Genomic DNA, 9338 nt, shown 5'->3' on the forward strand with positions numbered 1-9338 from the left:
TTCACCACCGACGCCGCCACGTGCTTCTTGCCCTCCTGCTTCAGCCAGCGCAGGCACCAGAAATACTCCATGCGCCGTTGATAATCGGCGTAGGCGGAATACTGGTCATCGAAGCCCTGAACAACCGCGAACAGATCGGCGTCTTTCGGCTTGAACGGCGCAACCAGCGCAGCCGTCACGCCGTGCCGAACGCATGCGAGCAACTGCCATTGATTGACCAAGTCGACGTAGCGACGCAACGGTGACGTGCTCCACGCGTATTGCGCAACACCCAGCCCTTCGTGCGGCGCGGGCGTGGTCTGCATGCGCGTGCGCTTCGGACCCGGCGCGCCGAATCCGCGTTGCGACCGATAGATCCCCGGCACGCTGTGGTCGTTGAGAAACGCACCCCACGATGAATTCGCCAAAATAGCCAGCTCGGCGACGATCAGATCCAGCGGCGATCCGCGCCGACGCGGCGTGATCGTGATGTGCTCGCCTTCCACGTAGAAATTGAAGTCGTTATTGCGCTGCACCTCGCGCCGCAGACCGTACCCCGCGCGCGCTTCCTGGCGCTTTTCGAACAGCGCCTGCGCGAGCGGCCAAAGCACCGCGATGTCATCCTTGTGCGGATATTCGCCGCTACCCGCCGCGAGCGATTCCTCGGTGACGTGCTCATCCAGATGATTGTGTCGAAGATTGCTCTTCACGAATACACGCTCGGCACGCGTTTCGGTTGCGACGATTTCCTGCGTTTCCCGATTCACGATGATGTACAGCGACAACGCCGGCCGCAATCCGCCTTCCGCCAGCGTGAAGGCTTCAACGACGCTGTCCGGCAGCATGGTGATCTTGTCGCCGGGCATGTACACGGTTGACAAGCGGGTGCGCGCGATTGCATCGATCATGTCGCCGCGCGAGATCCCCAGCGCCGGTGCCGCGATGTGAATACCCACGCGCACGCGTCCATCGGCGAGATGCTCGACGGAGAACGCATCGTCAATTTCAGTGGTGGTAACGTCATCGATAGAAAACGCCTGCACGTCCGCTTCCGGCAGATCATCGGGAAGCGGCGGCACGGTAACCGATGCGAAGCCCGTCCCGTGCGGGAAAAATTCCGACAGGAACCGCGCTTCATGCAGCGCACGCGCCGAAGGAATGCCGCCCACTTCCAGCATCAGCCGCGCTTGCGAAATCCCGCGAGCGGCGGCCGCCGCTTCGAGCGCCCTATATTCGATGGAGTTCTTATCCGGCTTCGTCAGCAACCCAATCGCCTTGCCGGCGAGCGCCTCGGGCAACTTGCCGGCGACCAGCTCCTCGACATAACCCTCCTGGACCAACGCCAGTTGCCGCTTCTTTTCCAGCCCGGCCAACGCCATCTGCAACTGTTCCTGCGGCGCGCGCTGATATTGCCCCCGGCCCTTGCGGCGGAAATACACCGGGGAGCCGTGCATGCGCAGCACGAGCGCTGCGCGTTCGGTCGCGCCGAATTTATCGCCGAAATAATCCGCGCCCAGTTCCGCAAACGGGAATTCTTCTTCCGGCGCGCACTCCCACAGGAAATCGAGATCGATGTCCTGTGCAATAGCATCGGCCTGCTGCATCAGATCGGCGGCGTTCGGTTTCTCGAATTCGATCAATACGTCTTTGGCACGCACTTTCGCGCGCCGCCCGCCGGGCAACTCGACCTGAAACGCATCGTTCTGCTTGGACAGAACGGCGCCGGCCTTGAAACTACCTGATTCCTCAAAAAAAACGTTCACTCAATACTCTCGAAAGACTGTTGGTCGACGTGGCGTCCGGTCGGGCTCACATCCCGTACGAAGCCAAGCCAACATAAAAGAAAACGCTCAGGGTCTTCAGGCCGCAACAGCGGGCGGCCGAGCCTCGCAGAACGCGAGCACCTGGTCCAGGTAACTGGGAAAGTCGCTGATCGCGTGATCGCTGCCCTGGATCAGTGTGGTCCGCACGTCCGGGTAATGCGCGAGCATGGTGCGGTAGTCGAGCACTTCGTCGCCGGTAGCTGCAATCAGATAGTAGCGGTCAGGCCGGGTGATCGACGTAACGGAAAGCGCACGCAATTCGTCGATATGACGCGGCTCGACCACAATACTGCCGCCGCCATGCCACAACGGCTGCTCGCCGAGATAACAAGTCAGGTCCTCTTGCGGCACGACCGCGGGATTCAGCAGCACCGCGCGCCAGCCGTGTTTCTCAGCGAGCCACGTCGCGTAAAACCCGCCGAGCGAACTGCCGATCACCGTGATCTCATCGTCATGAGCTTGCGCCGCGAGCGTTTCAGCCAGCGCGATGGCTTCTTTAGGCGAGACCGGCAAAGTAGGACATTGCCATTGGTCGATCAATCCCAGCTCTTCCAGCCGCGCGCGCATCACGCGAGCCTTGAACGATTGTGGCGATGACCGAAAGCCGTGCAGATAAAGAATCACACCCGCTCCTTGGTGGCCGGCCGCGCGGACAGAGCATCGAGCAGCTTCTGATGTACGCCGCCGAAACCGCCGTTGCTCATCACGAGCACGTGGTCGCCCGGACGCGCCGCTGCGACGATTGACTTGACTAGCATCGCGAGGTCGTTGAACGCCTGGGCTTTATCGCCGAGCGGCGCGAGTGCCGCTTGCAGATCCCAGCCGAGCTTGTCCCGGCCTTCGTGCGCGCCGTAGCCGAAAACCAGGTCGGCGTCGGCGAGACTGGCCGGCAATTGCGCTTTCATCGTGCCGAGTTTCATGGTGTTCGAACGCGGTTCGAGGACCGCCAGGATGCGGCTATTCGCGCCAATACGCGTCCGCAATCCCGCTACCGTCGTTTCGATCGCGGTAGGGTGATGCGCGAAGTCGTCGTAGACGGTCACGCCGTCCACGCTGCCCTTCACTTCCATCCGTCGTTTCACGTTCCGGAACGTGCTCAGCGATTGCGTCGCCTGCGCAGGCGGTACGCCTACTGAACGCGCGGCCGCAATCGCCGCCAGCGCATTCATTCGATTGTGCTCGCCTTGCACTTGCCAGTCGACCACGCCCTGGCGCTCACCTTCCCAGTACACGGCGAACTGCTCGTCGACGGCAACCCCGTCGCTGGCGGGCAGCGCTTCCCAACCGCCTTGCACGCCGAAGCGCTCGACACCGGACCAGCAACCGCGCGTCAACACGCGCTCGAGCGCGGCTTCACGGCCGTTCGTCACGATCCGCCCGACGCTTGGCACGGTACGTACCAGATGGTGAAATTGGGTCTCGATAGCAGCGAGATCCGGGAAGATATCGGCGTGATCGAATTCGAGGTTGTTCAGTACGGCCGTGCGCGGCCGGTAATGAACAAACTTGGAGCGCTTATCGAAGAAAGCGGTGTCGTATTCGTCGGCTTCAATGACGAAGAAGCTTGAGTCCGTCAGCCGTGCCGAGATGCCGAAATTCAGCGGCACGCCGCCGATCAGGAATCCCGGATTCATGCCGGCATCTTCGAGCAACCAGGTCAGCATGGAACTGGTCGTGGTCTTGCCGTGCGTGCCGGCAACCGCGAGCACCCATTTTCCGTTCAGCACATGCTCGCCGAGCCATTGCGGGCCGGACGTGTAGGGCAAGCCGCGATCGAGGATGATTTCCATCAGCGGATTGCCGCGCGTAACGACATTGCCCACTACGTACAAATCGGGTTCAAGCGCAATTTGCTCCACGCCATAACCTTCGATCAACTCGATGCCCTGCGCCTCGAGCTGGGTGCTCATTGGCGGATAGACGCCAGCGTCGCAACCCGTGACGCGGTGACCCGCTTCGCGGGCGAGGACCGCGAGACCACCCATGAATGTGCCGCAGATACCGAGGATGTGAATGTGCATAAAGCGTGTGTTCGTGGCGGGAGGGGCCGTTAGCACGGGGGGAATGAGTGAGGTATTCCGGCGCCCGGTGCCCGCGCCCGAAGCGGTACATTGTAACCGACGGATGGGCTTGGATTTTTGCCGACGGCGGGCCGGCTCCGCCCCGGCGCCATCCCCCTGACGCGATCGAAAACCTATCTCCGGTATCATTCCGCCATGATTCGCAAATCACATTTCGATCCGCTGCGCGTACGCGAAGAAATCGCCATCGCGGCGGCGCGGCTAATCGCCGAAGACGGCCTCGACTATTCCACGGCCAAGCGCAAAGCCGCCCGCCAGGTCGTCGGCGAAACCCGCATTGGCGGCGAATGGCTGCCGGATAACGGTCAGATTGAAGACGAAATCCGCGAATACCAGGCACTCTTCCAGAGCGAAAGCCAGCCCGCTGTCCTGCGCCGCATGCGCGAAGTCGCGCTCGAATGGATGCAACGACTTCAGCCATTCAACCCGTACCTGACCGGCGCCGTGCTGAACGGCACAGCGGGCGAACACTCGGACATCCACCTGCAATGCTTCTGCGATAACCCCAAGGAAGTCGCTATTTACCTGCTGAACGCGAACGTTCAATACGACGTATCGGAAACCCGGCATTTTGCCGGCCGCGGTTACGTCGAAACCCTGAGCTTTCTGATGCGCCCCTCGCGCGACGAAGAACCCATGGGCATTCACATCGCGCTCTACGACACCAACGACCTGCGCGGCGCCGTTCGCGCGGACGGCCGAGGCAAGCTTGCGCGTGCAAGCGCTGTCGCCGTACGCGCATTGCTCGACGAGCCGCCCGCGCCCACACCGGCCACCACTCTATGAATTCAATGCGCATTGTTGCCGCCGTCGTTATCGCCATTGCGGCAACCGGCGGCGGGTTTTACGCCAGCCACCTGATGATGGGCGGTGAAACGAGCCAGGCAGCCGAGGGCACGACGAAAGCCAGCGGCAACGCCGTCGATGATCTCTGGAAAGCGCAGTTACAAACCGCCGCCGGAACACAGCAGGCGCTCGCCTCGTTCAAGGGCAAGCCCGTGGTGGTGAATTTCTGGGCATCGTGGTGCGGCCCCTGCGTGAAGGAAATGCCGACGCTCGCGGCAATGCATCGAGAATATGAGAAGAAAGGCATTACGTTTATTGGCCTCGGCGTCGATTCCGAGAAAAACGTCAATGCGTTTCTTCAGAAGGTACCCGTCGATTACCCAATCTATATTGCCGGTTTCGGCGGCGCCGATCTCGCCCGCAGTTTCGGCAATAACGCGGGCGCGCTGCCCTTCACCGTGGTTATCGACGCCAAGGGTGTGATTCGTTCGACAAAACTCGGCGAAGTCGATCCAAAAGAGCTGAAAGCGACGCTCGACGCCTTATAAGACGGCCGTTTGATCCTCCGCAAATCGATATCGATCGCGGGGAGATGCCGTCATTTCCGGAAACTTTGCGCGAAAATACGTGCAAAATGCCGGTGACCGACCTGTTTCGCCCCCTGAATCGGGCGACGGGCGAGCCGTAAAACTAGACAAATTTCTCTAAAGGGCGCTAAAGTGCGCCCAACTCCGCACAAACCAAAGCCACTATGTCTCGATTGTTGGTCCTGCACGGCCCAAATCTTAATCTGCTCGGCACTCGCGAACCGGAAGTCTACGGTCGGGTAACGCTCGCAGATATCGATAAGGCGCTCGCAGAAAAGGCACAGGCGGCGGGCGTGGAATTGTCGTCGTTTCAAAGCAATCATGAAGGCGCGATCGTGGATCGCATTCAGCAAGCGCGGACAGAACAGGTGGATTTCGTGCTGATCAATCCCGCTGCTTATACCCACACGAGCGTCGCGATCCGCGATGCCCTCGCGGGCGTGGCGCTGCCGTTCATCGAGATTCATTTGTCGAACGTGCACAAGCGGGAAGCGTTCCGGCATCACTCCTATTTCTCCGATCTGGCCGAAGCCGTGATTTGCGGCCTGGGCTGGAAAGGCTATCTGTATGCGCTCGATTTCACCCTTGAGCGTCTTGCTACAAACGCTGCTGTGAAGTCAGCTGGGCAGTCAGCTGAGCGATCAGCCGAGAAGCCACGCGCTTGAGCCGCGATCCGCTCAAGGCAATTGAACTGCTCGCACAACGTGATGCGGGGCCTGCGTCTGCGGTACCGGACAACGCTCCCGTCAGCGGCGCCCAACTACCAAGTCAAGCACCGGAAAAAGCTTCCGGTCACCAAGCATTGAAAGGGGAATTTTCGATGGACCTTCGTAAACTTAAAACGCTTATCGACCTAGTCTCGGAATCCGGCATCTCGGAGCTGGAAGTTACCGAAGGCGAAGGCAAGGTTCGCATCGTCAAGAATGCCGCGCCCGTCTACATGCAGGCTCCGCAGTACATGCAGCAACCGATGCAGCAAGCGCCGCAATACGGTCAGCCGGGCGAAGCAGGCAACGCGGGTGCTGCCGCCGGCGCCCCGGTTACGCCGGCCGCCGTCGTGCCGCAAGGTCATGTGGTGACGTCGCCGATGGTCGGATCGTTCTATCGCGCGCCATCGCCGGGCGCCGACGCGTTCGTGCAGGTCGGAGACACCGTCAAGGAAGGTCAGACGCTGTGCATCATCGAAGCAATGAAGCTGCTCAATGAAATCGAGTCGGACAAGTCGGGCATCGTGAAGGAAATCCTGGTCGAGAACGGCCAGGCCGTCGAGTACGGTCAGCCGCTGTTCTTGATCGGCGACTGATCGGCGACTGATTTCCCGCGATGCCGCCGGACCAAAGCGCAGTCAGTCGTCATGCGCCCAGCCGGTGGCCGCAGCACTCGGGCGCTTGCTTGAATAGTTTGGTTGGTCAGACTAGCGAGCGAGACGCGCCGCCGATCTCCCAGGACCGCCGCGGGCAACCGTCCCGGCGTTCCATCGATGAGTCGAAACCTTGCTATGTTTGAAAAAATCCTCATTGCGAACCGTGGTGAAATCGCGCTCCGAATCCAGCGCGCGTGCCGCGAATTAGGCGTCAAGACGGTCATCGTCTATTCGGAAGCCGATAAAGAAGCCAAGTATGTGAAGTTGGCCGATGAAGCCGTGTGTATTGGACCGGCTCCGTCCAACCTCAGCTATCTCAACATGCCGGCGCTGATCAGCGCCGCCGAAGTCACCGACGCCGAAGCGATCCATCCCGGCTACGGTTTCTTGTCGGAGAACGCGGATTTTGCGGAGCGCGTCGAGCAATCCGGCTTCGTGTTCATCGGACCGCGTCCGGAAACCATCCGTTTGATGGGCGACAAAGTCTCCGCCAAGCAAACGATGATCAAGACGGGCGTGCCGTGCGTCCCGGGTTCTGAGGGCGCGTTGCCCGAAGATCCGAAGGAAATCGTGAAGATTGCGCGCGCCGTGGGTTATCCGGTGATCATCAAGGCAGCGGGCGGTGGCGGCGGGCGCGGCATGCGCGTGGTCCACACTGAAGCGGCGTTGGTCAATGCGGTGAACATGACCCGCGAAGAAGCCGGCCGTGCATTTGGCAATCCGCAGGTCTACATGGAGAAATTCCTGGAGAACCCGCGGCACATCGAAATCCAGATTCTCGCGGATTCATTCCGTAACGCAATCTGGCTGGGCGAACGCGATTGCTCCATGCAGCGCCGCCACCAGAAGGTGATTGAAGAAGCGCCCGCGCCGGGTATTGCGCGCCGCTTAATCGAGCGCATTGGGGACCGTTGCGCCGATGCCTGCAAGAAGATGGGGTATCTCGGCGCGGGCACATTCGAATTCCTGTACGAAAACAACGAGTTCTATTTCATCGAAATGAACACGCGCGTGCAGGTCGAACATCCGGTGACGGAGCTGATTACCGGTGTCGATATCGTGCAGGAGCAGATTCGCATTGCTGCCGGCGAAAAGCTCGCGTTCCGCCAGAAGGACATCGTGATTCGCGGTCACGCGATCGAATGCCGGATCAACGCGGAAGACCCGTTCAAGTTCACGCCGTCGCCGGGACGTCTCACGTCGTGGCACTCGCCAGGCGGTCCGGGAATTCGTGTCGATTCGCATGCGTACAACGGCTATTTCGTGCCGCCGAACTACGACTCCATGATCGGCAAGCTGATCTCGTACGGCGCAACGCGCGAGCAAGCGATCAACCGCATGCGTATTGCGTTGTCCGAAATGGTCGTGGAAGGCATTTCGACCAACATCCCGCTGCATCGCGAGATGATGATCGACGCGAAGTTCGTCGAAGGCGGCACGAGCATTCATTACCTCGAAAACAAGCTCGCCGCGCGCAAGGCGGCGGCTGCTGTCGCTGCGGAAGACGCGGCGCAATAACGCAATGACGCATTAAGCAGGGTTTCAAGAAGATGAGCTACCGGGAATTGATCGCCGAGCTGGACCGGGAACACGCGGAAGCGTTGTCGGATGCGCTGCTGGATTTGGGCGCGTTGTCGGTATCGGTGGAAGATGCTGACGCCGATACCCCCGATGAGCAGCCGTTGTTCGGCGAGCCCGGCCTCACGCCGGATCAAAAGGCGTGGAACCGCTCGCGGGTCGTCGCGCTTCTGGCCGATGACGTTGACCCCGCCGTGTTGCTCGCGGCCGCGGCCAATGAGATCGGCTTGAAAAACACGCCGGCCTTCACGCTGCGCGATGTCGAAGATCAGGACTGGGTGCGCCTCACGCAATCCCAGTTCGATCCTATTCCTATCGGCAAGCGGATCTGGGTCGTGCCGTCCTGGCATGCAGCACCCGATCCGGACGCGCTCGTGCTCGAACTTGATCCCGGTCTCGCGTTCGGTACCGGCAGCCATCCGACTACCCGGCTGTGCATGGAATGGCTCGAGCAATCGGTTGAACAAAACCAATCCGCGCTCGATTACGGTTGCGGTTCCGGCATCCTCGCGATCCTGGCGAAGAAATGCGGTGCGAACCCGGTAATCGGGATCGATATCGATCCGCAAGCGGTGGAATCCGCGCGCCAGAATAGCGAGCGCAATCACGCCGATGTCACCTACGGCCTGCCCGCCGATCTCCACGAAGGGCAATTCGACATCGTGGTCGCGAACATTCTGTCGAACCCGCTCAAGCTGATGGCGTCGATGCTTTCAGCGCGCGTGAAACCGGGCGGACGCATCGCTTTGTCGGGCATTCTGGCTCGTCAGGCCGACGAAGTTGCCGCAGTCTACGCACGCTGGATCGACATCAGCGTATGGCAGGAACACGAAGGCTGGGTGTGTCTTGCCGGTACCCGCCGCGAAAGCCTTTAGAATAGCGCCATCGTCCATCTACCGGCCTCTGGCCTTCGGCTACATATGGCGCTGGCAACCCGCTGTCCCCACTGCGAAACAGTTTTCCGTCTGGACCCGCATTTGCTCGCGCCGCACGACGGCCGCGTGCGTTGCGGTCATTGTCAGGAAATCTTCGACGCAGCTCATTACCAGTTCGACCGCGACGAAACCGTCATGGCCGCGTTGGCTGCAACCGCGCCTAACTACGGCGTAGATCCGGCAAGCCCGTGGGCAGAGAAGTCGAG

At 60.8% G+C, this 9338-nt stretch carries 9 protein-coding genes and 1 pseudogene; 7 read left to right on the forward strand and 3 right to left on the reverse strand.

What is annotated here, in order from left to right; all coding sequences use genetic code 11:
* The 3 genes from JWR14_RS25275 to mpl all read right to left on the reverse strand — a co-directional run.
* The coding region (locus JWR14_RS25275) for an RNB domain-containing ribonuclease (protein WP_299713753.1) at positions 1–1742 on the reverse strand (1742 nt) is incomplete at its 3' end.
* 96 nt (positions 1743–1838) lie between these two features.
* Positions 1839–2426, reverse strand: a complete 588-nt coding sequence (locus tag JWR14_RS25280; RefSeq protein ID WP_299713756.1) for a YqiA/YcfP family alpha/beta fold hydrolase — start codon at positions 2424–2426, stop codon at positions 1839–1841.
* Positions 2423–3823 (reverse strand): UDP-N-acetylmuramate:L-alanyl-gamma-D-glutamyl-meso-diaminopimelate ligase, encoded by a 1401-nt coding sequence (gene mpl / locus JWR14_RS25285; protein WP_299713759.1) that lies wholly within the window; start codon positions 3821–3823, stop codon positions 2423–2425. The genes JWR14_RS25280 and mpl overlap by 4 nt, the downstream gene beginning before the upstream one ends.
* A gap of 195 nt (positions 3824–4018) precedes the next feature.
* Between mpl and JWR14_RS25290 the strand changes: the two genes are divergently transcribed.
* The 7 genes and pseudogenes from JWR14_RS25290 to JWR14_RS25320 all read left to right on the forward strand — a co-directional run.
* Positions 4019–4669, forward strand: a complete 651-nt coding sequence (locus tag JWR14_RS25290) for a UDP-N-acetylmuramate--alanine ligase (protein WP_299713762.1) — start codon at positions 4019–4021, stop codon at positions 4667–4669.
* On the forward strand, positions 4666–5217 hold the full coding sequence (locus JWR14_RS25295) for a TlpA disulfide reductase family protein (RefSeq protein ID WP_299713765.1): 552 nt from the start codon (positions 4666–4668) through the stop codon (positions 5215–5217). The genes JWR14_RS25290 and JWR14_RS25295 overlap by 4 nt, the downstream gene beginning before the upstream one ends.
* 203 nt (positions 5218–5420) lie before the next feature.
* Positions 5421–5921, forward strand: a complete 501-nt coding sequence (gene aroQ, locus JWR14_RS25300; protein ID WP_299713768.1) for a type II 3-dehydroquinate dehydratase — start codon at positions 5421–5423, stop codon at positions 5919–5921.
* 155 nt (positions 5922–6076) lie between these two features.
* Complete coding sequence (accB, locus tag JWR14_RS25305; protein ID WP_299713770.1) at positions 6077–6559, forward strand: acetyl-CoA carboxylase biotin carboxyl carrier protein; 483 nt, start codon at positions 6077–6079, stop codon at positions 6557–6559.
* 195 nt (positions 6560–6754) lie between these two features.
* Positions 6755–8137 (forward strand): acetyl-CoA carboxylase biotin carboxylase subunit, encoded by a 1383-nt coding sequence (accC, locus tag JWR14_RS25310; RefSeq protein WP_299713772.1) that lies wholly within the window; start codon positions 6755–6757, stop codon positions 8135–8137.
* Positions 8138–8169: 32 nt separating this feature from the next.
* Positions 8170–9072, forward strand: coding sequence for a 50S ribosomal protein L11 methyltransferase (gene prmA / locus JWR14_RS25315; protein ID WP_299713774.1), 903 nt, complete (start codon positions 8170–8172; stop codon positions 9070–9072).
* Between the two features lie 45 nt (positions 9073–9117).
* Positions 9118–9237 (forward strand): annotated as a pseudogene (locus JWR14_RS25320) (zinc-ribbon domain-containing protein); the annotation flags it as partial.
* Positions 9238–9338 lie beyond the last annotated feature (101 nt).

Source organism: Caballeronia sp. (assembly GCF_028292365.1).
Lineage (GTDB): Bacteria > Pseudomonadota > Gammaproteobacteria > Burkholderiales > Burkholderiaceae > Caballeronia.